We start from the raw sequence: 21,834 nt of genomic DNA on the forward strand, positions 1-21,834 counted from the left end.
CCTTGTTCGCACAGGCCCCAAAAAGAAAAGGCAGGACCAGCCCAAGGCCGCCTGCCTGTCGGATAAGAATTTTGGAGCGGGAAGAATCAGCCTTCCTGCTGCTCCAGGTGCATATTGACGCGCTCGCGCAGCTCCTTGCCGGGCTTGAAGTGCGGAACATGCTTGCCGGGCAAGGCCACCGCATCGCCCGTCTTGGGGTTGCGGCCCATCCGCGGCGGACGGTAATGCAAGGCAAAACTGCCAAAACCACGAACTTCAATGCGCTCGCCGGTGGCCAGCGCCTGGCTCATCTGCTCGATCACGTTTTTGACCGCCAACTCGACGTCGCTAAACGCAAGATGGGTTTGGCGCCTCGCCAGCGCCTCAATCAACTCGGATTTGGTCATGGGTCCCCAATGTCCGTGACGTGGAACGAAACGGGGCGGCGTAGCGCCGCCCCGTAACTGACACTCAATCAATCAGCTTTGTTGAGCTGCTCTTTCAGCAGTGCACCAAGCTTGGTCGTGCCACCCGACGCGGACGAGTATTCGGCCATGGCGTCTTGCAGCTCTTCCTCATCCTTGGCACGAATCGACAGCGCCAGCTGGCGACCCTTGCGGTCCATACCGGTGAACTTGGCCTCGACCTTGTCGCCCACCTTCAGATGCTGCGTGGCATCTTCGATGCGCTCCTTGGCGATGTCGTTGGCGCGCAGGTAACCCTCGACGCCGTCGCCCAGATCGATCACCGCACCCTTGGCGTCCACTTCCTTCACGGTACCGTTGACGATGGTGCCGCGCGGATGGACGGCCATGAAATGACCGAACGGATCCTGCTCCATCTGCTTGATACCGAGCGAGATGCGCTCGCGCTCCGGATCCACTGCCAGCACCACGGCCTCGATCTCGTCGCCCTTCTTGAAGTTGCGTACGAGGTCTTCGCCGGAAGCCTGCCAGGAGATGTCGGACAGGTGCACCAGACCATCGATGCCGCCGTCCAGGCCGATGAAGATGCCGAAGTCGGTGATCGACTTGATCTGACCGGACACCTTGTCGTTCTTCTTGTGCATTGCTGCGAACGCTTCCCACGGATTGGAACGCGTCTGCTTGATGCCCAGCGAGATGCGGCGACGCTCTTCATCCACGTCCAGCACCATCACTTCGGTCTCGTCGCCAACCTGCACGACCTTGGCCGGATTGACGTTCTTGTTGGTCCAATCCATTTCGGAAACGTGGACCAGACCTTCGACGCCCGGCTCGATCTCGACGAAGCAGCCGTAATCGGTGACGTTGGAGACCTTGCCGAACAGGCGGCTGCCGACCGGGTAGCGACGCGAGATGTTCACCCACGGATCGTCGCCCAGCTGCTTCAGGCCCAGCGAAACGCGGTTGCGCTCGCGGTCGTACTTCAGCACGCGCACGTCCAGCTCGTCGCCGACGTTGACCACTTCGGACGGATGGCGCACGCGCTTCCACGCCATGTCGGTGATGTGCAGCAGGCCGTCGATGCCGCCCAGGTCCACGAACGCGCCGTAGTCGGTGAGGTTCTTGACGGTACCCTTCACCACTGCGCCTTCGGTCAGGCGTTCCAGCAGCTTCTCGCGCTCTTCGGAGAACTCGGTCTCGACGACGGCGCGGCGGCTGACCACCACGTTGTTGCGCTTGCGGTCCAGCTTGATGATCTTGAACTCGAGCGCCTTGCCTTCCAGGTACACCGGATCGCGCACCGGACGCACGTCGACCAGCGAGCCCGGCAGGAATGCGCGGACGTCCTTGATGTCGACGGTGAAGCCACCCTTGACCTTGCCGGAGATCATGCCGGTGATGGTCTCTTCCTTGTCGAAGGCCTGCTCAAGATCGTCCCACACCATGGAACGCTTGGCCTTCTCGCGGGAGAGCTTGGTCTCGCCGAAGCCGTCTTCCAGGGCATCGAGGGCAACCTTCACCTCGTCACCCACCTGCACTTCCAACTCGCCCTTCTCGTCCTTGAACTGCTCGATCGGGACGATGCCTTCGCTCTTCAGGCCGGCGTTGATCACGACCACGTCGTTGCGGATTTCCACAACGATGCCCGTGACGATGGCACCCGGCTTCAGCTTGGAGATGGCCTGTTGGCTCTGTTCAAACAGCTCGGCAAAACTTTCAGTCATGTTGATTCCGTAAATAAGAAAAGGCCCTAACCCCAATGCGCGCCGTCGGATGTTTGCGCTTGGGCAGGCCCACCGGTTGTGGGTGTTGCGGGATCGCTCCCTGGCACCGTTGACCCAAAACTCCATGCCGCGGCATGAAGCACCAAAGCCGCCGCAACCGTTTTACGGTTTTACGACGGCCAAAACTTTGGCGACCACGTCTTCGATCCCCATGCCGGTGGTGTCGACCAGCACTGCATCGTTGGCGGGCTTGAGCGGTGCGACGGCTCGCGAGGCATCGCGAGTGTCACGCGCTACAATTTCGCTCTGAAGGGTAGCAAGTGTAACGCTCAGCCCCTTTTCCTTCAACTGCTTATAGCGCCTTTTCGCCCTTTCGGCGGCGCTGGCCGTCAGAAACACCTTGAACGGGGCATCGGGGAAGATCACCGTGCCCATGTCGCGTCCGTCGGCCACCAGGCCGGGCGGTCGGCGGAAGCCCAACTGCAGGTCCACCAAGGCTTTTCGGACGGAAGGAATGGAGGCGATGGCGGACGCCGCGGCGCCCGCCGTCTCGGTCCTGAGCTCTTCGGTGGCATCATGCCCATTGACGATGACCCGAGTTTCGCCATCATTAGGCGCCGCGCGGAACTGGATCCGGGTGGTCTCGGCACAGCGGGTGACCGCGTCGGCATCGGATAGATCCAGGCCGGCCGCGCCAGCCGCGTAGCCCACCGCGCGATACAGCGCGCCGGAGTCCAGCAGTCGCCAGCCAAGTTGCTCGGCAACGAGCCGGCTGATGGTGCCCTTGCCTGATCCGGACGGTCCGTCGATGGTCAGTACGGGCACGGGCGGACTTGTTTGCATGGACTGACCTGATGGCACGGGAAGTGCTTAGCTTAACGCGTTTACAGGGGTTCCAAGCACATGCTTTCCAGCTCTGAATCGATCACTTTCGCAGACCAGCCGCACGCCATGAATGATCTCCAACGCGAGTTCGAGCAAGCCGCCGGGGACATCAAGCGACTGGGCGAACGCCCCGACAACGACACCCTGCTGCGGCTCTACGCGCTCTACAAACAAGGCAACTGCGGCGACGTGCACGGCTGCGATCCCGGCTTCTTCGATTTCATCGGCACCGCCAAGAAAGAAGCCTGGACGCTGCTCAAGGGCATGTCCGAGGCCGAAGCCCAGCGCCAATACATTGCCCTGGTACGACAATTGCTCCCTTGAGCGCCACCTGCCCCGCCCCGACCACTTGCGCCCAAAGCGCATAGCAGGCACATTCATACGATCGTTTGAAGACGGCCTCGTATGAACTACCCCCACCTGTTCGCCCCGCTGCCGCTAGGGCACGTCACCCTGCCCAACCGCATCCTGATGGGCTCGATGCATACCGGGCTGGAAGACAAGGCCGCCGATTTCGACAAGCTCGCCGCGTATTTCGCCGAGCGCGCCCGTGGCGGGGTCGGCCTGATGGTGACCGGCGGCATCGCGCCCAGCATCGAAGGCTGGCTCAAGCCCTTCGGCGGACGCCTGACCCTGCCCTGGCACAAGCCCCGGCATCGCAAGATCACTCGCGCCGTGCACGCTGAAGGCGGGCGCATCTGCATGCAGATCCTGCACGCCGGACGCTACGGCTATCACCCCTTGTCGGTCGCCCCGTCGAAGATCAAATCGCCGATCACGCCATTCACACCGCGCGCGTTGAGTGCGCGTGGCGTGGAGCGCACCATCAACGACTTTGTCCGCTGCGCGAAGCTGGCGCAGGACGCCGGTTACGACGGCGTCGAAGTGATGGGTTCGGAAGGCTATCTGATCAATCAGTTCATCGCCGAACGCACCAACCAGCGCAACGACGACTGGGGCGGTGATGCCGCCCGGCGCATGCGTTTTCCCACTGAAATCGTGCGCCGCATGCGCGCAGCGGTCGGGCCCGAATTCATCATCATCTATCGCCTGTCGATGCTGGATCTGGTCGAGGGCGGCCAGGATTGGCAGGAAATCGTGACCCTGGCCAAGGCCATCGAAGCGGCCGGCGCCAGCATCATCAACACCGGTATCGGCTGGCACGAAGCACGCGTGCCGACCATCGTCACCAGCGTTCCGCGCGCCGGCTTTGCCTGGGTCACGAAGAAGCTGAAAGGCGAAGTGTCGATTCCCTTGATCACCACGAACCGCATCAACATGCCGGACGTGGCCGAACAAATTCTTGCCAGCGGCGAGGCCGACATGGTCTCAATGGCCAGACCGCTACTGGCCGATCCGGATTGGGCGGCCAAAGCCCAAAGCGGCCGCAGCGAGCGCATCAACACTTGCATTGCCTGCAACCAGGCTTGCCTCGATCACGTATTCCAGAGCCAGCGTGCAAGCTGCATGGTCAATCCACGCGCCTGCCACGAGACCGAGCTGCAGATTGCGCCGGCCCAGGTGCGCAAGCGCATCGGGGTGATCGGTTCGGGTCCGGCAGGACTGGCCTGCGCGGCGACGCTTGCCGAACGCGGCCACGACGTCACGCTGATCGATGCTGCCCAGGACATCGGCGGCCAGTTCAATTACGCCAAGCGCATTCCCGGCAAGGAAGAATTTCACGAGACCTTGCGCTATTTCCGCAATCGCCTCGGCGATGCCGGCGTGCGCATGCGCCTGGGCGAGATGGCCGACACTGCATCCATCATCGCGTCGAACTTCGACGAGGTGGTGGTGGCCACCGGCATCACGCCGCGCAAAGTGAGCTTTCCCGGCAGTTCCGATCCGCGTGTGCTGAGCTATCTCGATATCCTTGCGCACAACAAATTGGTGGGACACCGCGTGGCGATCATCGGCGCCGGCGGCATCGGCTTCGATGTCGCCGAATTCCTGATCGAACACACGCCCTCGCCCACCACCGATGTGGAACGCTGGACGCGCGAATGGGGCGTCGACATGCAGTTGACCCAGCGCGGCGGCCTCACGCGTCCGCAGCCGGAGCCGCCAGCACGGCAGGTATGGCTGCTACAGCGCAGCGAAGGACGCCCGGGTGCGCGCTTGAACAAGACCACCGGCTGGGTGCATCGCGCCACCCTGAAAAACAAACAGGTCACCATGCTGGGCGGCGTCGCCTACGATCGCTTCGACGACGAAGGCCTGCACATCAGCGTGGAAGGAAACACCCAGGTACTGCCGGTCGATCACGTGGTGATCTGCGCCGGCCAGGAACCGAACCGGGCCCTGGCCGATGCGCTCATCGCGCAGGGCCAGCGGGTGCATGTGATCGGGGGTGCCGACGTGGCCGCCGAACTGGACGCCAAGCGCGCCATCGCACAGGGCACACGACTTGCCGCGACGCTTTAACACAGCGTCGTAAGTCGTTATCAGGGAAGCAAAAAAGGAAGCGCCCCGCCAGCGACGCGTCGGTATTGGCTCTGGGGAGGGATGCCGAATACCGCGGGGGTAGCGTCGCTGCGGGGCGAGGGTCAGCGGCACTCGGGGGGAGGGGGTCAGTGCCGCGACAGGGACTATATTATGATCGACGCGATACAGAATCAAATATATATTTGAGGCCCCATTTATACGAAAGTCATATATGTTTGATTTTCGCCAACTCCGCTATTTCATCGCCGTCGCCGAGGAATTGAGCTTCACCCGCGCGGCCCAGCGGCTGCATTTGTCGCAGCCGCCGCTTTCCCAGCAAATCCAGGCGCTGGAACACGACCTGGGCATCCGCCTGCTGGATCGCGACAAGCGCAACGTCACCCTCACCGAACCGGGCAAACTGTTCCTGGAACATGCCCGGCAGATCCTGGCCATGGCCGATGACGCCCGCACCCAGGTGGCGGAAGCCGCGGCCGGCTATAGCGGTCATCTGCGGCTGGCCTATACGGTGTCGGTGTCCTTTCACCCCGCCCTGCCGCAGATCCTGATCCGGATGGGACAGAACGCGCCCAACGTGCGGATGTGGCTGAGCGAGATGTATACCGAGCCCCAGTTCTCGGCCATCCGACTGGGCCAGTTGGACGTCGGCCTGGTCCGCGATGTCCCCAGCCATGAAGACGATGCGCGCGCCCTGCGGCTGGATGTGATCGACCGCGAGCCGCTGCTGCTGGCCCTGCCCTCCGGCCATCGCCTGGCCGGCCGCGAGCAGCTGGAACTTGCCGAGGTGGCGGGCGAGCCGTTTGTGATCCAGCCGCGCGAGCTGGCGGCAACCTTGTACGACCGCCTGGTGCGGCTGGCCGCCAAAGCAGGATTCCATCCGGTGGTGCGGCAGCAGGCCCAGCAGCTCAACGGCCTGCTGGCCTTGGTCGCGGCGGGCATCGGCATGGCCCTGGTCCCGGCCAGCATGCAGGTGGTCAAGCTGGCCGGGGTAAGCTATGTGCCGTTGGCCGACCCGGATGCGTACCTGCTGCTGGCCGTCGCCAGCCGAGCCGAAAATCCTTCGCCGGTGGTCACGCAATTCCTCGAGACGGTCGCCGATACCAAGACCACCCTGGGCTTGTGATAAGCGGATCAAATAGTTATACTTGCGCGCTGTCTTTGACCCATCTTGTTCCAGGAGCCTGCCGTGAAGGTGCTTTCCTCTTTGAAGTCCGCCAAGCAGCGGCACCGTGACTGCAAGGTTGTGCGCCGTCGCGGCAAAGTGTTCGTGATCTGCAAGAGCAACCCGCGCTTCAAGGCGCGCCAGCGTTGATCTGCATCGCGAATGCCTGAAAAAGCCGCTGAAAAGCGGCTTTTTTATTGCCCAATTTTCAGGCTGCTTGCTTGCCGGCGGCTTCTGGTCTAAATGGACACCCAGCAGCTTCCCGCAGCCCGGGGTGGGCCATGGATATACACCGGTATATCGGCTTGGCGCAGGTGATCTTTGCCATCGCGCTGGTAGTGGTGTTCCCTTTGATCGATCAGCCGGCCATGCGGCGGCTGAAGCAATTCAGCAGCGGCGCCGCACGGCTCGCGCTTTATAGACGAAGTGTCGCGGCGACCTGGATATTCGCCCTCGTCGCGCTCACGCTCGCACCACTCAACACGCTGCTGCGCGTGATGCCACAACACGGCGAGCTTGCATGGCTTGTCGATCACGTCGTCATCCGCGCCATGGCTACCGCGCTGGTAACGCTGCTGTTCGCCTGGGTGCTCTGGCCGGGTGCGCAATGCGCATGGAACAAGCGCATTCGGCAAAAATATTTCCCTGCGTATCGCGCATCCTTCATCTGCTTCCTGTTGCCCGTCGCGCGCGAGGAACGCATGTGGTGGATATGGCTCAGCATCACGGCGGGCATCGGCGAAGAACTGCTCTACCGCGGCTTCATGCTGCATTTTCTGCGCGGCGATCTTGCCGGCGGCCCGGCATGGGGACTCACGCTGGCGTGGCTGCTCAGCTCATGCGCTTTTGGCGCTGCGCACGTTTATCAAGGTGTACGCGGCGTGACGGAAACCACCATTGCCGGCCTTACCTTCGGATTATTGGCCCTGCTGACCGGAAATCTTGTTCTGCCGATTGTGCTGCACAGCCTGATCGACTTGCGCATTCTGCTTACGTATCACCCCATGCAGGATGCACCCGACGAAGCGGTGACGCTTATTAGCGGCTTCAGTTCGCAAAATCACTGACGCACACAACAACCGCCCTCCCCTACCTAAAGTTGCAACATGACGCGCCGATGACACGGATCAACAGCGCGATGCCATCCATCGTTTAGCGTGAAATAGCGATTTCACAATGCTTTCACGGAACGAACCTGGCACCGCATTCGGCAACCGCAAGGAGTTATCGCGACAAGAAAACATCATCGCCTTCGGGAGGGGCGCATCATGAAACGTCTACACAGCATGTTTTGGAAAAGCCTTCGCACTACGCATTCGCGACGCGACCTAAAAGGACAAATTGACGCGCTGAATAAAGCGCAGGCCATTATCGAATTCAATCTCGACGGCACCATCCTCGCCGTAAATGACAACTTCCTTCGCACCATGGGCTACGAGTACAGCGAAGTGATAGGACAGCATCACCGCATGTTCGTGGCGAGCGAGGAACGCGAAAGCGACGCGTACAAACAATTCTGGATACAACTCGGCTCCGGCGAACATTCCACCGGGCAATACAAGCGCATCGCCAAAGGCGGTCGCGAAGTATGGATCCAGGGCAGCTACAGCCCGATCCTCGATCGCCGCGGCAAAACCTACAAAGTGGTCAAGCACGCCATCGACATCACAGCGCAACGATTGGCAGCCGCCGATATGGAAGGCCGCCTGGCAGCGATCGATCGCGCACAGGCGGTGATCAGTTTCGACCTCGACGGCATCATCCTCGACGCCAATGACAACTTCCTGCAGGCGGTCGGCTATCGGCGCGAAGAAATCGTCGGCCGTCACCATCGCCTGTTTGTCGATGCCGCCACGCGTGAAAGCGAGGACTATCGTCAGTTCTGGGCACGCCTGCGCAAGGGGGAATACAACGCAGGCCTGTATTCGCGCGTACGCAAGGATGGTTCGCCGGTATGGATCCAGGCCAGCTACAACCCGATCTTCGACATGTCCGGCCGCCCGTTCAAGATCGTCAAATACGCCACCGACGTCACCGAACAAACCTGCGCGGTGCAGACCTTGCAGATTGCACTGGGCTCGCTATCCGAAACCGTACCCGCCATTGCCGGCCAGGCACAAAGCGCCAGCCATCTGGCGCATGAAGCCAGCAGCAGCGCGAATTCGGGCGGCTCGCTAGTGGACGAACTGGTCGGCACCATCAGCGATATCAACGATCGCGCACAAAGCATGGCCGAGATCATCGGCGTCATGGATTCGATTGCCTTCCAGACCAATATCCTGGCGATCAACGCTGCCGTGGAAGCGGCGCATGCCGGCGAACAAGGCAAGGGCTTCGGCGTGGTGGCGCAAGAAGTGCGCGCGCTGTCCCAACGCAGCGCGCAATCGGCACGCGAGATCCGCGAGCTGATCCAGAACGCGATCGATTCGCTGGCCCAGGGCAGTCACCGCGCGCATCAGGCGGGCGAGGCCATGCATGCCATCGTGGCTTCGGCGCTGCAGGTGAACGAGCGCGTCGGGCAGATTGCAAATGCCGCGGACTCGCAGGCCAACGGCATCAGCCAGGTCAACCGGGCGATCGAGCGCCTGCGCGCCAGCAGTGCCGCCACGGCATAAAAAAACCGGGCTTCGATAAAGAAGCCCGGTCTGCTTTTGCATACGCCGGCCGCACGGGCCGGCAGCATGTTGTCACTCGTAGCTGACGCCGGTGATTTCGTAGCGCTTGGTGCCGTTGGGCGCCTTGAACTCGAAACTGTCGCCGGCGTTCTTGCCGATCAAGGCACGCGCGATCGGCGAGGACACGGCGATCAGACGCATCTTGATGTCGGCTTCCAGGTCCCCGACGATCTGGTAGGTCACCGATTCACCGCTGTCCTCGTCTTCCAGTTTCACCGTGGCACCGAACACCACCTTGTTGCCGGCGGACAGCCGCGACACATCAATCACTTCGGCATTGGAAAGCGCCCCTTCCAGTTCGGCGATGCGGCCTTCGATAAAGCTCTGCTGCTCGCGCGCGGCATGGTACTCGGCGTTCTCCTTCAGATCGCCATGCGCACGCGCCTCGGCGATCGCCGCAATGATCTTGTGGCGCTCGACCGACTTCAGGCGATCCAGCTCGCCACGCAAACGTTCCGAACCCGTCTTGGTAATGGGGGCGCGACTCATGCGCTCAGCTCCTTGTGAAGTTCCTGCAGGCTATGCACTTCGCCGGTGTCGTGGAAATCCAGCGAATGCACCAGCGCACGCGCGCCTGCCACCGTGGTGGAATAGGTGACGCGATGCTGCAAGGCCTCGCGCCGGATCGAGAACGAGTCGGCGATCGCCTGCTTGCCCTCGGTGGTGTTGACGATATAGACGATCTCGCCGTTCTTGATCAGGTCGACGATATGCGGGCGGCCTTCGAGCACCTTGTTGATGCGCTCGCAAGCCACGCCGTGACCGGTGAGATAGCTTGCCGTACCGGCGGTGGCGACCAGCGTGAAACCACGCGCGGCGATGTCCCGGGCCACCGGCAGCAGGCGATCCTTGTCGGCATCGCGCACCGACACGAACACCTTGCCCTTCGGCGGCGTCTTGATGCCGGCAGCATCGTGGCCGCGCGCAAACGCGGCGCCGAAGCTGCGGCCCACGCCCATCACTTCGCCGGTGGAACGCATTTCCGGCCCGAGGATCGGATCGACGTTCTGGAACTTCAGGAACGGGAAGATCGCTTCCTTAACCGAGTAGTAGGCCGGAATCACCTCGCGGGTGGCCTTCTGCGCAATCAGCCCGCGGCCAGCCATGCAGCGCGCCGCGATCTTCGCCAGCGACACGCCGGTGGCCTTGGAGACGAACGGCACCGTGCGCGATGCGCGCGGATTCACTTCCAGGATGAATACCGTCTCGCCCTGGATGGCGAACTGGGTATTCATCAGGCCGATCACCTTCAGCTCCTTCGCCATCAGGGCGACCTGGCGGCGCAGTTCGTCCTGGATGGCCGGCGTGAGCGAATACGGCGGCAGCGAGCAGGACGAGTCGCCCGAGTGCACGCCGGCTTCTTCGATGTGCTCCATGATGCCGCCGACCAGCACGTTGCCGTCCTGGTCCGCAATGATGTCCACGTCCACTTCCACCGCGTGATCGAGGAAGCGATCCAGCAGCACCGGCGAATCGTTGGACACCTGCACCGCCTCGCGGATGTAGCGCGACAGGTCGGCATCGTCGTACACCACTTCCATCGCGCGGCCGCCCAGCACGTAGCTCGGGCGCACCACCAGCGGATAACCGATCTCGCGCGCCAGCGCCAAGGCCTCGTCGGCATTGCGCGCGGTGCGGTTCGGCGGCTGGGTCAGGCCCAGCTTGCTGATCATCTGCTGGAAGCGTTCGCGGTCTTCGGCCAGGTCGATCGAATCCGGCGAGGTGCCGATGATCGGCGCACCGGCCGCTTCAAGCGCACGCGCCAGCTTCAGCGGCGTCTGGCCGCCGTACTGCACGATCACGCCCTTGGGCTTTTCCAGGTCGACGATTTCCAGCACGTCTTCCAGCGTGAGCGGCTCGAAGTACAGGCGATCGGAGGTGTCGTAGTCGGTCGACACGGTTTCCGGGTTGCAGTTGACCATGATGGTCTCGAACCCGTCTTCGCGCAGCGCCAGCGCGGCATGCACGCAGCAGTAGTCGAACTCGATGCCCTGCCCGATACGGTTCGGACCGCCGCCCAGCACGATGATCTTGTCGCGGTTGGTCGGATTGGCCTCGCACTCTTCCTCGTAGGTCGAGTACATGTAGGCGGTGGTGGTGGCGAACTCGGCCGCGCAGGAATCCACGCGCTTGTACACCGGGCGCACGCCCAGCGTGCGGCGCAGGTGGCGAACCGCGGCCTCGTCGGTCTTGATCAGCTCGGCCACGCGCGCATCGGAGAAGCCCATGCGCTTGAGCTCGCGCATGCGTGCGGCGTCGAGCGCAGTGATGCCCTGCTCCTGCACTTCCCGTTCGGTCAGCACGATGTCTTCGAACGCAGCCAGGAACCACGGATCCACGCGGCTCAGATCGTGCACTTCTTCCAGGCTCAGGCCGGCGCGGAACGCATCGGCCAGATGAAACACGCGATCCGGGCGCGGCTCGCGCAGCTCACGCTTGAGCGTAGCCAGGCCATCGTCGCTGGCGATATCCAGGCCGGTGGGGTTCAAGCCGGTCTTGCCGATTTCCAGTCCACGCAGCGCCTTCTGCAGCGATTCGTGGAAGCTGCGGCCCATCGCCATCACCTCGCCCACCGATTTCATCTGGGTGGTGAGGCGTGCATCGGCCTGCGGGAATTTCTCGAAGGCGAAGCGCGGGATCTTTGTGACCACGTAGTCGATGGTCGGTTCGAACGAGGCCGGGGTCAGGCCGCCGGTGATGTCGTTCTTCAGTTCGTCCAGCGTGTAGCCCACGGCCAGCTTGGCCGCGATCTTGGCGATCGGGAAACCGGTGGCCTTGGACGCGAGCGCAGACGAACGCGACACGCGCGGATTCATTTCAATGACCACCACGCGGCCGGTCTCGGCATTCACGCCGAACTGCACGTTGGAGCCGCCGGTATCCACGCCGATCTTGCGCAGCACGGCAATGGAGGCATCGCGCAGGCGCTGGTATTCCTTGTCGGTAAGCGTCTGCGCCGGCGCGACGGTAATCGAGTCGCCGGTATGCACGCCCATCGGATCGAGGTTTTCGATCGAGCACACGATGATGCAGTTGTCCGCCCTGTCGCGGACCACTTCCATCTCGAATTCCTTCCAGCCGAGCACGGACTCTTCCACCAGCACTTCGTGCACCGGCGACAGCTCCAGGCCGCGCTTGACGATCTCTTCGAATTCTTCGCGGTTGTAGGCGATACCGCCGCCCGAACCGCCAAGCGTAAAGCTGGGACGGATGATGGTGGGGTAGCCGACGGTGGCCTGGATTTCCACTGCCTGCTCGAACGACCTGGCCACGGCGGCCTTCGGGCACTCCAGCCCGATCTCGGACATGGCCACGCGGAACAGCTCTCGGTCTTCGGCCATGCGGATCGCTTCGCGGGAAGCGCCGATCAGTTCCACGTTGTACTTTTCGAGCACGCCGTTGTCAGCCAGATCCAGCGCGCAATTGAGGCCGGTCTGGCCACCCATGGTGGGCAGCACTGCGTCCGGGCGCTCCTTGGCGATGATGCGCTCCACCGTCTGCCAGTTGATCGGCTCGATGTAGACGGCGTCGGCCGTCTCCGGGTCGGTCATGATGGTGGCCGGATTGGAGTTCACCAGGATTACCCGGTAGCCCTCTTCCTTCAGCGCCTTGCACGCCTGCGCGCCGGAGTAATCGAACTCGCAGGCCTGGCCGATCACGATCGGACCGGCGCCGATGATGAGGATGCTCTTGATATCGGTACGCTTGGCCATCTCAGCGGGCCTCCTGCATCAGCTTGGCGAAACGGTCGAACAGGTAGCCGATGTCCTGCGGGCCTGGACTGGCTTCCGGATGTCCCTGGAAGCAGAAGGCCGGACGATCGGTGAGCGCAAAGCCCTGCAGCGAACCGTCGAACAATGAAGTGTGGGTAATGCGCACATTGGACGGCAGCGTGGCCGCGTCCACCGCGAAACCGTGGTTCTGCGAAGTGATCAGCACGCGGCCGTCATCCAGGTCTTTCACCGGATGGTTGGCGCCGTGGTGGCCGAACTTCATCTTCAGCGTTTTCGCGCCCACTGCCGCGCCCATGATCTGGTGGCCCAGGCAGATGCCGAACAGCGGGATCTTGGCGGCAAGGAATTCGCGCGTGGCGGCAATGGCGTAGTCGCAGGCCGCCGGATCGCCGGGGCCATTGGACAGAAACACGCCATCGGGCTTCATCGCCAGCACCTCGGCGGCAGGAGTCTGCGCCGGCACCACCGTGATCTCGCAGCCGCGCTCGGCCAGCAGGCGCAGAATGTTGCGCTTCACGCCGTAGTCGTAGGCCACCACCTTGAAGCGTTTGGCCGGCTGATTGAAGGCGGTACGGTCGAGGTCGTAGGAACCCTCGTTCCAGCTGTACGGCTGTTCGACGCTGACCACCTTGGCCAGGTCCATGCCGTTGAGGCCGGGGAAGGCGCGCGCCTTGGCCAGCGCGGCATCCACATCGATCGACTCGCCGGCCACGATGCAGCCGTTCAGCGCCCCCTTGTCGCGCAGGATGCGGGTGAGGCGTCGCGTATCGATGCCGGCGATGGCCACGATGCCGTGGCGCTTGAGGTAGTCGGGCAGGCTTTCGGTGCTGCGCCAGTTGCTGGCCCGGCGCGGCACGTCCCGCACGATCAGCCCGGCGGTATGCACCGCGGCGGACTCTTCATCCTCGGCGTTGCAGCCGGTGTTGCCGATATGGGGGTAGGTCAGGGTCACGATCTGACGGGCATAGGACGGATCGGTAAGGATCTCCTGGTAGCCCGTCATCGCCGTGTTGAAAACCACCTCGCCGACGGTATCACCAGTCGCGCCCACGGCCTGGCCGTGGAACACGCTGCCGTCTTCGAGGGCAAGCAGAGCGGAAATGGGCATTAGGGCCGCCTTTTAGGTGCAGCAAAGTCCGCAAGCCGCAACGAAGCAGGCTTGTGGACCTTGGGTCATGGAAAGTCTCGGGCGGGTTGAAATGATAGGCGGCAAGGAGCTTTCTGTCCACCGCAACAAAAGTGAAAAATCGTCCTTTGCACACCGCACGGCAAGGTGCTCGCGCTAGACTTACAACCACTTGGCCCAGGAAGCTACGAAGCTCCATGAATGCAAGCGCTTTGCTCGATCCGATCCGGCTGGACCGACCGGATACCGACATACGGAAAGATCCCTTTCCGTTCATGATCGCGCACGGCCAATTGCCCGATGAGGCCCGCGGCGAGCTGGAGCGGGATTTTCCCAAGTACGCCAGCGCCGGCTTCTTTCCCTACGACCCGGCCGACTGCGGCCCGGCGGTGAACGCCCTGGTCGAGCAAATGACCACGCCCCAGTTCGCCAGCGCCATCGGCCGCTACCTGGACATCGACAACCTTGGCCAGTACCCGACCCTGATTACCCTGTGCCGGGCCCTGAACAAGCGCCACGGCACCATCCATACCGACAGCCGCTCCAAGGTCGCCACCGCCCTGCTCTATTTGAATACGCAGTGGCCGGACACCAGCGATGGCTGCCTGCGCTTTCTCAACCGCATCGACAGCATCGACGATCTGGCCGCGCCGGAACTGAAACCGCTGTACGGCGAATTTGCCGTGTTCAAGCGCTGCGACAATTCCTTCCACGGCCATCTGCCATACGAAGGCGAGCGCCGCGTGATCCAAGTGGCGTGGCTTACCAGCGAAGAGGAAAAGCTGCGCAAGACCAAGCGCGGCAAGTTTTCGCGCGCGTTCAAGAAGCTGTTCGGCGCGCTGGACCGCAAGCTCGGCGCGGGGCGCGACCGCAACGCGGCCCACAAGACCCGCGCCGAATAAACGCTTTCATCAGCGCAGATACCAGGCGATGAAGCCGGCAAACACTGCGTAAAGCAATCCCACCGGTACCAGCTTGCGGCCATCCACGTCGCCGCGGCGGAACAACCACCACAGATAGATCACCGTCACCGCGGTCAACGCGCCCGCCACCATCAGCGGGGCGTCGAACATCCATGGCGTCGCGAACAAGGCCAGCGCGCTGGGAATGGTGGCCTGGATCATCATCGCGCCGGAGATATTGGCCAAGGCCAGGCGCTCCTTGCCCTGCCGCACCCAGATCAGCGCGTTCATCGTCTCCGGCAACTCGGTCGCCACCGGGCTCAAGACCAGGGCAATCAGATGCGGCGGCATCTGCAGGGCCACGCCAATCGTTTCGATCTGCGCGACGAACACGTGCGAGGCGTAAGCAATCACCAGCAAGGCCGCGCAGGTCTGGACGACCACCATGCTCAGTGACGGCACGGCAGCGCGCGGCTGAAACTTCAGCGGCTCGAGCAATTCATCGTGCGAGGCGCTGTCTTCACCCCTCAATTCGCGCCAGACATAAGCCGCATACGCCAGCAGGAACAGCACACCAAGCCATGGCTTGAACGCAAAGGCAACCAGGCCCAGGCCGCACTTCACTACGAAAATCGACAGGAACCAGAATTGATCGCTCGACAGGCGCTTGTTATCGACATGCACGCGGTTATCGCTGCGACCCAGCCGGCGCCGGTTGACCCACAAGGCCACGCCAACCACGGCATAGGCAATGGTGGCGAGCACCAGCGGACCGCCGAGTGCCGCACCGACGCCGATATCGCGCACCTCCGGCGTACGCCCCAGTATCACCGCCACGAAGGTCACCGCACTCTCTGGGAGCGCCGTGCCGAATGCGGCCAGTACCGTGCCGGTAGCAGTCGCGCCGAGATTCAACTTCTGTCCCAGCCATTCGATGCCGTTGACGAAGTACTCGCACGCCAGATAGATGGCTCCAGCCGACAGCAGGAACAGCAGCGCGGTAATCAGCATGGACAAATCCGGGCCGGGCGAGCGAGAAAACCAATGGCGCACGCACGTAGCTCGCCCGGCCTGGGTGAGTCGTGTCGTGGCCAAAGGTCTCGCCGGACTATCGCAGAAAGCATCTCTGCGATAACCATTCGCGCCATGAAGCACTTGGCTTCAAGTATGTTGACGCGAATTCCTCAAGGCATCGCCCGATGGGCTGGATGCGCCAAGGATGGCTACTCCCCAATGACGTTGCGGCGGATGGTACAGGCGCCAAAGCTTGCGGACAAGCCAGCGCCGCTTTGCTCTGAGTAGGTTGGGTTAGCGCAGCGTAACCCAACGAAGCTTCATCGAAGCCGCGAAACACCGTTGGGTTACGCTGCGCTAACCCAACCTACCCCGGCCTACGCGCGGCGGCTGCGGTCTTGCAGCATATCGTCGATGCTGTAGGCACCGGGCTTACAGGTCGCCAACCAGGCGCCTGCCTCCAGGGCACCGCGCGCAAAGATCGAGCGATCGGTGGCGCGGTGACTCAGCTCTACCCGCTCGCCCTGGCCCAGCAGCAACGCCGTGTGTTCGCCGACGACGTCGCCGCCGCGCACCACCGCAAAACCGATGCTGCCGCTGCGGCGTGCACCAGGGCGGCCCTCACGTACATACACGCCATCTTTCGCCAGTGTCGTGCCGCGCGCATCGGCCGCGGCGTGCCCCAAGGCCAGCGCCGTGCCGGACGGTGCATCTTCCTTGCGCCCGTGATGGGCTTCGACAATTTCCAGATCCCAATCTGGCAAAGCTGCTGCAGCCTCGCGCAGCAGGCGCGTCAGCACCGCTACGCCGAGACTGAAATTGGCGGCGCGCAATAAGGCGATCTGCCGGCCTGCCGCCGCAAGCTTCACTTCAAGCGCCTCATCGATACCGGTGGTACCCACAACCAATGGAATGCCATGAGTTGTGCAATGGACCAACGCGGCGGCCAGACCTTCCGGGCCGCTGAAGTCGATCACGACATCGATCGCCGGCGCGGTTTCCCAGCTATGCGAATAACGCAGGCCCGTCGATACACCGAACACCGGCGTGCCGTTGTGCTCGGAGCCGGCGGAAACCAGCGCATGCACCAGTTCGAAGCGGCGATCTTCGCGCACCAGCGCAAGCAAGGCGCGGCCCATGCGGCCGGAGGCACCGTTGATGGCGAGGCGGATTGATTGGGGCATACGCAATTCCTAAACAGCATGTCCCCTGCGCTCTTGCGGGGAGATGGTGGGGGTAAGAGCCCATTTTGCGGCAAGGCCATGTACTAGGGAGTCGTCATTCCGGCCTACGCCGGAATGACGACTCTGCATGGGGCATCTTCGCAAGATTGGCCCCTCACCCCAACCCTCTCCCCGCCGGAGAGAGGGCGCCATGCGTCAGGAGGTCACGCGCGACCAGAACTGCTTGACGCCATCCACCCAGGTCTTGGCGCGCGGCGAATGCTGGTCGGCATCGCCGTTGGCAAAGGTGGCTTCGAACTTTTCCAGCAAATCACGCTGTTCGCGCGTCAGGCGCACCGGCGTTTCCAGCACCACCCGGCAGACCAGGTCGCCGGTACGGCCGCCGCGCACGGATTTCACGCCACGCCCGCGCAGCGTGAACTGCTGTCCGGTCTGCGTTTCCGGCGGAATGGTGATCGCCACTTCGCCATCCAGCGTCGGCACCGGCAGTTCCGCACCCAGTGCCGCCTGAGCGAAGCGGATCGGCAGTTCGCAATAAAGATTGCTGCCCTCGCGCTGGAAGATCGCGTGCTCGCGCACACGCACTTCCACGTAAAGGTCGCCGGCCTCGGTGCCAGCCGGACCGGCTTCGCCCTGTCCGGTCAGGCGGATGCGGTCGCCATTGTCGACGCCCGCCGGAATGCGCACCGACAGGGTGCGGGTTTCTTCCAGGCGCCCTTCGCCATGGCATTGCTTGCACGGCTTCTCGATCGCGCGGCCGCTGCCGCCGCAATGCGGACAGGTCTGCTGGATCGAAAAGATGCCGTTCTGCATGCGCACGCGACCGTGCCCCTGGCAGGTCTTGCAGGTTACGGTCTTGCCGTCGTCCGAACCGCTGCCATTGCAGTGATGGCAGTTGACCTGGGTCGGTACATCGAATTTGCGCTCGACGCCGAACACCGCTTCTTCCAGGTCCAGTTCCATGATGTAGCGCAGATCCGCGCCACGGCGCGCACGCCCACGACCACCGCCACCACCGCCGAAAATGTCGCCGAAGATATCCCCGAAGATATCGCCCATGTCGCCAAAACCGCCGGCACCGCGGCCGCCGCCCATGCCGCCTTCGAACGCAGCGTGGCCGTACTGGTCGTACATCGAGCGCTTCTGCGTATCGGAGAGAATCTCGTAGGCTTCCTTGGCCTCCTTGAATTTCTCCTGCGCATGCGGATCGTCCGGGCAGCGGTCCGGGTGGTACTTCATCGCCAGGCGACGGAAGGATTTCTTCAGTTCGACCTCGGTGACCGAACGTTCGACACCCAGGACTTCGTAATAATCACGCTTGCTCATGCTTGATCCGCGATTCGATGCGCCGATCGGGGATAAACCAGATCGCCGCCACCGTGGCATAAAGTAGACACGACACCCACGGCGCCACGAACGCCAAGAGGATGCCAACCAGGTACATGGCGACGGCCACCTTGCCTTTCCAGTCGCTGCCGATCGCCTCCGCCAGCAAGGAAGCGTGGCCTCCGTTAGCGACGATCAAGCAGTACTGCAGCGGCCGCCAGGCGATCGCCGACATCAGCAGCACGAAACCATAAACGGCTACCGGCAGCCTGGCAAAGTGGTTTTCGCCCATCCAGCCGGTGGCCACCGGCATCAACGACAACCAGAACAGCAAATGCAGGTTGGCCCACAGCACGCCGCCGTTGACCTTCTCGGCAGCATGCAGGAAATGGTGATGGTTGTTCCAGTAGATGCCGACGTAAATAAAGCTCAGCACATAGCTCAGGAACACCGGCCACTGCTGGGCAAGTACATCCCAGCCGTCGCCATGCGGCACCTTAAGTTCCAGCACCATGATGGTGATGATGATGGCCAGCACGCCATCACTGAAAGCTTCCAGCCGCCCTTTATCCATCGCCTCCCTCCAAAGGCAAACGAGCGCCCGCACTGCGAGCGCTCGTTTTTCCAACCTGATTCACCCGATCAGGACGACTTGCCGTCGTTCTTGACCTCGGTGAACTCGGCATCGACCACATCGTCGCCGTGCGCCGAAGCGCCCGCATCGTGCGGCTGCTGTGCGCCGGCATCGGCCGCACCACCACCCTGGGCCGCGGCGTACAGCGACTGCGCCACCTGCTCCAGCTTCTGGATCTTCGCTTCGATCGCGGCCTTGTCGTCGCCGTCCTTCGCCTTCTCCAGTTCCGACAGCGCGCCTTCGATCTCGCTGAGCTGGCCCGGCACCTTGCCGCCATGCTCCTTCAGCGCGCTGCGCGTGGCGTGCACCAGCTGATCGGCCTTGTTGCGCGTACCGACCAGCTCTTGGAACTTCTTGTCTTCTTCCTTGTTGGCTTCGGCGTCGGCGACCATGCGCTGAATTTCTTCTTCCGACAGGCCCGAGCCGGCCTTGATCTCGATCTTCTGTTCCTTGCCGGTCTTCTTGTCCTTGGCCGACACGTGCAGGATGCCGTTGGCGTCGATGTCGAAGGTCACTTCGATCTGCGGCTGGCCACGCGGTGCGGCGTCGATGCCGGACAGGTCGAACTTGCCCAGCGACTTGTTGGCACTGGCGCGCTCGCGCTCGCCCTGCAGCACATGCACGGTCACTGCGGTCTGGTTGTCGTCAGCGGTAGAGAAGACCTGCGAAGCCTTGGTCGGCACCGTGGTGTTCTTCTCGATCAGCTTGGTCATCACGCCGCCCATGGTTTCGATACCCAGCGACAGCGGGGTCACGTCCAGCAGCAGCACGTCCTTCACCGTACCGCCCAGCACGCCGCCCTGGATCGCGGCGCCCACAGCCACGGCTTCATCCGGGTTGACGTCCTTGCGCGGCTCCTTGCCGAAGAAATCCTTCACCGACTCCTGCACCTTGGGCATGCGGGTCTGACCGCCGACCAGGATCACCTCGTCGATGTCGGACACGCGCAGGCCGGCATCGTTGAGCGCGGTGCGGCAGGGTTCGATGGTCTTCTTCACCAGGTCTTCCACCAGCGCTTCGAGCTTGGCGCGGGTGAGCTTGATGTTCAGATGCTTGGGACCGGAGGCATCGGCCGTGACGTACGGCAGGTTCACTTCGGTCTGGTGCGAGGACGACAGCTCGATCTTGGCGCGCTCGGCCGCATCCTTCAGGCGCTGCAGCGCCAGCGGATCCTTGCGCAGGTCGATGCCCTGGTCCTTCTTGAACTCTTCGATCAGGTAGTCGATGACGCGCATGTCGAAGTCTTCGCCACCCAGGAAGGTGTCGCCGTTGGTGGCCAGCACTTCGAACTGCTTCTCGCCGTCGACTTCGGCGATCTCGATGATCGACACGTCGAAGGTACCGCCGCCGAGGTCGTACACCGCGATCTTGCGGTCGCCGCCCTTCTTGTCCAGGCCATAGGCCAGGGCCGCCGCGGTCGGCTCGTTGATGATGCGCTTCACTTCCAGGCCGGCGATCTTGCCGGCGTCCTTGGTGGCCTGGCGCTGGCTGTCGTTGAAGTAGGCCGGCACGGTGATCACCGCTTCGGTCACCGGCTCGCCGAGATAATCTTCGGCGGTCTTCTTCATCTTCATCAGCACCTTCGCGGAGATCTCCTGCGGCGCCATCTTCTTGCCGTCGGAGGTCTGCACCCAGGCGTCGCCGTTATCGTGCGCGACAATGCCGTAGGGCACGATATGCAGGTCTTTCTGCACTTCGGCGTCGGTGAACTTGCGGCCGATCAGGCGCTTCACCGCGTAGAAAGTGTTCTTGGGATTGGTGACGCTCTGGCGCTTGGCTGGCGCGCCGACCATTACTTCGCCGTCCTTGGTGAACGCGACGATGGATGGCGTGGTGCGATCGCCCTCCGCGTTCTCGATAACCTTCGTGGTGCTGCCATCCATGATGGCGACGCACGAATTGGTCGTGCCCAAGTCAATACCGATGATCTTGCCCATAAGTGTGCTCCGGAAGCTCGCAGGCGGCCCCTCGGCCGCGAATGGTTGTCAGATGGGGTTGTGCTGAAAAGTGTTCAATATCAGCTAAACCCTGCAGTTCTGAATTTACTGGTGCCGTTCAGTCGTCCTTGTTGTTGTTCAGTCGTCCTTGGCCACGGCGACCAGCGCCGGACGCAACAGGCGATCGTTCAATACATAGCCTTTCTGCAGCACGGTGACCACGGTGCCCGGCGCCTTGCCCGGCGCTTCCACCATGCTCACGGCGTGATGACGTTCCGGATCGAGCGGCTGATCGACCGGATCGACCTGCACCAGGCCGTTGTTGCCGGCGATGCGCAGCAGTTCCTTCAGCGTGAGGCTGAGCCCTTCGCGCACCGCGTGCACGTCGCCGCCCTCTACCGCCAGGCCGCGCTCCAGGCTGTCGTAGACCGGCAGCAGATCGTTCAGCAGCTTCTCATTGGCGAAGCGGCGGGCGTGCTCCAGATCGCGATGCAGGCGGCGGCGCTGGTTTTCCAGCTCGGCCTTTTCGCGCAAGACGGTGTCGCGCAGTTCCTTGTTGCCCGCTTCCAGTTCGGCGACCTTGGCCTTGAGCGCCTCGAGCTCGCCACCGGGTGCGGCAGCCTGCGCGGCGCTTTCCGGGGTTTCATTCGGCGACGGTGAATCGCTGCTGTTATGCATGAAT

General features: G+C 62.9%; 19 protein-coding genes and 1 riboswitch. Of the genes, 7 read left to right on the forward strand and 12 right to left on the reverse strand.

Annotated features, from left to right (window positions below; translation table 11 throughout):
* Positions 1-86: 86 nt before the first annotated feature.
* From IGX34_RS10725 to cmk, 3 genes are all read right to left on the reverse strand, one after another.
* Positions 87-458: an integration host factor subunit beta gene (locus tag IGX34_RS10725; RefSeq protein ID WP_225737379.1), complete on the reverse strand. Its 372-nt coding sequence runs from the start codon at positions 456-458 to the stop codon at positions 87-89.
* Positions 455-2,128, reverse strand: coding sequence for a 30S ribosomal protein S1 (gene rpsA / locus IGX34_RS10730; RefSeq protein WP_192555715.1), 1,674 nt, complete (start codon positions 2,126-2,128; stop codon positions 455-457). Before rpsA ends, IGX34_RS10725 begins: the two co-directional genes overlap by 4 nt.
* A gap of 162 nt (positions 2,129-2,290) precedes the next feature.
* Complete coding sequence (gene cmk / locus IGX34_RS10735) at positions 2,291-2,971, reverse strand: (d)CMP kinase (protein WP_192555716.1); 681 nt, start codon at positions 2,969-2,971, stop codon at positions 2,291-2,293.
* 108 nt (positions 2,972-3,079) lie between these two features.
* On the opposite strand from cmk, the gene IGX34_RS10740 reads away from it, so the two are divergent.
* The 6 genes from IGX34_RS10740 (at position 3,080) to IGX34_RS10765 (ending at position 9,235) form a co-directional block, all read left to right on the forward strand.
* The gene (locus tag IGX34_RS10740; RefSeq protein ID WP_192555717.1) at positions 3,080-3,337 is read left to right on the forward strand and encodes an acyl-CoA-binding protein; all 258 of its coding nucleotides are present in this window, start codon (positions 3,080-3,082) and stop codon (positions 3,335-3,337) included.
* Between the two features lie 81 nt (positions 3,338-3,418).
* Complete coding sequence (locus tag IGX34_RS10745; RefSeq protein ID WP_192555718.1) at positions 3,419-5,437, forward strand: NADPH-dependent 2,4-dienoyl-CoA reductase; 2,019 nt, start codon at positions 3,419-3,421, stop codon at positions 5,435-5,437.
* A gap of 232 nt (positions 5,438-5,669) precedes the next feature.
* Positions 5,670-6,581 carry a LysR family transcriptional regulator gene (locus IGX34_RS10750; RefSeq protein WP_192555719.1) on the forward strand — a complete coding sequence of 304 codons (912 nt, stop codon included), beginning with the start codon at positions 5,670-5,672 and terminating at the stop codon, positions 6,579-6,581.
* Positions 6,582-6,644: 63 nt separating this feature from the next.
* The gene (gene ykgO / locus IGX34_RS10755) at positions 6,645-6,770 is read left to right on the forward strand and encodes a type B 50S ribosomal protein L36 (RefSeq protein ID WP_008215056.1); all 126 of its coding nucleotides are present in this window, start codon (positions 6,645-6,647) and stop codon (positions 6,768-6,770) included.
* 71 nt (positions 6,771-6,841) lie between these two features.
* Positions 6,842-7,687 carry a CPBP family intramembrane glutamic endopeptidase gene (locus IGX34_RS10760; protein ID WP_192555720.1) on the forward strand — a complete coding sequence of 282 codons (846 nt, stop codon included), beginning with the start codon at positions 6,842-6,844 and terminating at the stop codon, positions 7,685-7,687.
* Between the two features lie 201 nt (positions 7,688-7,888).
* Positions 7,889-9,235: a methyl-accepting chemotaxis protein gene (locus tag IGX34_RS10765; RefSeq protein WP_192555721.1), complete on the forward strand. Its 1,347-nt coding sequence runs from the start codon at positions 7,889-7,891 to the stop codon at positions 9,233-9,235.
* A gap of 72 nt (positions 9,236-9,307) precedes the next feature.
* Here IGX34_RS10765 and greA read toward each other — a convergent pair whose 3' ends face one another.
* The 3 genes from greA to carA are packed head-to-tail and all read right to left on the reverse strand — an operon-like array spanning position 9,308 to position 14,137.
* Positions 9,308-9,784: a transcription elongation factor GreA gene (greA, locus tag IGX34_RS10770; protein WP_192555722.1), complete on the reverse strand. Its 477-nt coding sequence runs from the start codon at positions 9,782-9,784 to the stop codon at positions 9,308-9,310.
* Positions 9,781-13,008 carry a carbamoyl-phosphate synthase large subunit gene (gene carB / locus IGX34_RS10775; protein WP_192555723.1) on the reverse strand — a complete coding sequence of 1,076 codons (3,228 nt, stop codon included), beginning with the start codon at positions 13,006-13,008 and terminating at the stop codon, positions 9,781-9,783. The genes greA and carB overlap by 4 nt, the downstream gene beginning before the upstream one ends.
* Position 13,009: 1 nt before the next feature.
* Positions 13,010-14,137: a glutamine-hydrolyzing carbamoyl-phosphate synthase small subunit gene (gene carA, locus IGX34_RS10780; protein ID WP_192555724.1), complete on the reverse strand. Its 1,128-nt coding sequence runs from the start codon at positions 14,135-14,137 to the stop codon at positions 13,010-13,012.
* A 215-nt stretch (positions 14,138-14,352) separates the two neighbouring features.
* Here carA and IGX34_RS10785 point away from each other — a divergent pair, with 215 nt between their 5' ends.
* A complete protein-coding gene (locus tag IGX34_RS10785; RefSeq protein WP_192555725.1) occupies positions 14,353-15,057 on the forward strand; it encodes a 2OG-Fe(II) oxygenase in 705 nt (234 codons plus the stop codon).
* A 9-nt stretch (positions 15,058-15,066) separates the two neighbouring features.
* Here the strand turns inward: IGX34_RS10785 and IGX34_RS10790 are convergent, their stop codons facing one another.
* The 6 genes from IGX34_RS10790 to grpE all read right to left on the reverse strand — a co-directional run bounded on the left by IGX34_RS10790 (position 15,067) and on the right by grpE (position 21,830).
* Positions 15,067-16,068: a sodium:calcium antiporter gene (locus IGX34_RS10790; protein WP_192555726.1), complete on the reverse strand. Its 1,002-nt coding sequence runs from the start codon at positions 16,066-16,068 to the stop codon at positions 15,067-15,069.
* 94 nt (positions 16,069-16,162) lie between these two features.
* Positions 16,163-16,301: riboswitch (yybP-ykoY riboswitch) on the reverse strand.
* 147 nt (positions 16,302-16,448) lie between these two features.
* Entirely contained in the window at positions 16,449-17,255 is an 807-nt protein-coding gene (dapB, locus tag IGX34_RS10795) for a 4-hydroxy-tetrahydrodipicolinate reductase (protein WP_192555727.1), read from the reverse strand.
* A gap of 195 nt (positions 17,256-17,450) precedes the next feature.
* A complete protein-coding gene (gene dnaJ, locus IGX34_RS10800) occupies positions 17,451-18,581 on the reverse strand; it encodes a molecular chaperone DnaJ (RefSeq protein ID WP_192555728.1) in 1,131 nt (376 codons plus the stop codon).
* Complete coding sequence (locus IGX34_RS10805) at positions 18,568-19,155, reverse strand: TMEM175 family protein (RefSeq protein ID WP_192555729.1); 588 nt, start codon at positions 19,153-19,155, stop codon at positions 18,568-18,570. The genes dnaJ and IGX34_RS10805 overlap by 14 nt, the downstream gene beginning before the upstream one ends.
* Before the next feature lie 68 nt (positions 19,156-19,223).
* Positions 19,224-21,152 carry a molecular chaperone DnaK gene (gene dnaK / locus IGX34_RS10810; protein WP_192555730.1) on the reverse strand — a complete coding sequence of 643 codons (1,929 nt, stop codon included), beginning with the start codon at positions 21,150-21,152 and terminating at the stop codon, positions 19,224-19,226.
* A gap of 138 nt (positions 21,153-21,290) precedes the next feature.
* Complete coding sequence (grpE, locus tag IGX34_RS10815; protein ID WP_192555731.1) at positions 21,291-21,830, reverse strand: nucleotide exchange factor GrpE; 540 nt, start codon at positions 21,828-21,830, stop codon at positions 21,291-21,293.
* Positions 21,831-21,834: the final 4 nt, after the last annotated feature.

The organism is Dyella acidiphila, from assembly GCF_014863405.1.
Taxonomy (GTDB): domain Bacteria; phylum Pseudomonadota; class Gammaproteobacteria; order Xanthomonadales; family Rhodanobacteraceae; genus Dyella_B; species Dyella_B acidiphila.